1 pseudogene is annotated in these 1,234 nt (G+C 75.0%); it reads right to left on the bottom strand.

The features are described 5' to 3' along the window. Positions 1 to 1,234: pseudogene (locus BM536_RS37050) on the bottom strand (ATP-binding protein); the annotation flags it as partial.

The following is a 1,234-nucleotide window of genomic DNA, read 5'->3' as shown; positions in this document are numbered from 1 at the left end:
GCCTTGAGCGCCACGGTCAGCGGTCCGGCGGTCACGAACCTCGCCGTCAGCGATCCCAGCCCCGCGGTCAGCAGTCCCACGGTCATGAGCCCCGCGGTCAACGGCCCCACGGTCATGAGTTCCACCGTCAGCAGCCCCACGGTCATGAGCCCCGCGGTCATGAGCCCCGCGGTCAGCGATCCCACGGTCACGCCCCCCACCGTCAGCGGCCCCACGGTCACGACCCCCGCGTTCGGCGGCGATGCGGGCGAGGAGGTCGAGGGTGAGACCCATGCCGACCACGTCGTGCACCGCGAGCTTGAGGCGGAGCGCCTCACGGCCGTGCCGCTCCGCGCGCTCCCAGTCGCCCTTCACGGTGTGGGCGAGGGCCAGCATCCGCTCCACGTACGACAGCACCCACTGCTCGCCGTGCCCCGCGCACAGCCTCCGGGTCTCCTCGCAGACGGCGATGGCCTCGTCGGCGCGGCCCAGGAAACTGAGGGCGCAGGCGAGTTCGACGCGGTCGAGGCCGACGAGGCTGAGGTGCCCGCCGGGGACCCGGCCGCGGTCGACACCGGCCCGGAAGTGGGCCAGGGCGCCCTCCAGGTCGTCGCTGAAGAGGCGGATGACGCCGATGACGTAGTCGGCGTGGGCCGCCTCCGCCGCGTCGCCGAGGCGGTGGGCCAGGTCGCGGGCCTGTTCCGCGTGGTGCCGGCCGCGGGTGAGGTCCTCGGGGCAGCCGGCGAGGAGGCCAGACACCCACAGGGCGCGGGCGCGTTCGGGGGTGGGCTCGGGGTTGGCGGCCAGGGCGCGGTCGAGCCAGAAGCGGCCCTCGCGGGGGGCTCCGCAGGCGTGCCAGTGGAACCACAGGGTGCCGGCCAGGCGGAGGCCCGCGAAGGCCTCGCCGGGGGTGGTGAGGCTGAAGTCCAGGGCGGCGCGCAGGGTGTCCTGGTCGGCGCGGAGACGGGTGACGATGCCGGGCTGGCCGGGCCCGAACCAGTCGCGCTCGCAGGTGGCCGCCCGGTGCTGCATCCAGTCGCGGAGGCGGGTGCGGGTGGCGTGCTCCTCGCCGGGGTGTTCGCGAAGGCGCTCCAGGCCGTACTCGCGGAGGGTGTCCAGGAGGCGGAACCTGACGCCGCCGGCGGAGTCGGTCTCCCGGCAGAGGACGGACTTGTCGACGAGTCCGGCGATGGCGTCGAGGACGTCGTACGGCTGGAGGGGTGGGGTGCGGGGGTGCCGAGATGCCGGGTCGGGC

The organism is Streptomyces phaeoluteigriseus (genome assembly GCF_001896135.2).
Taxonomy (GTDB): Bacteria; Actinomycetota; Actinomycetes; order Streptomycetales; family Streptomycetaceae; genus Streptomyces; species Streptomyces phaeoluteigriseus.
This window is presented reverse-complemented; position numbering and strand designations above follow the sequence as displayed.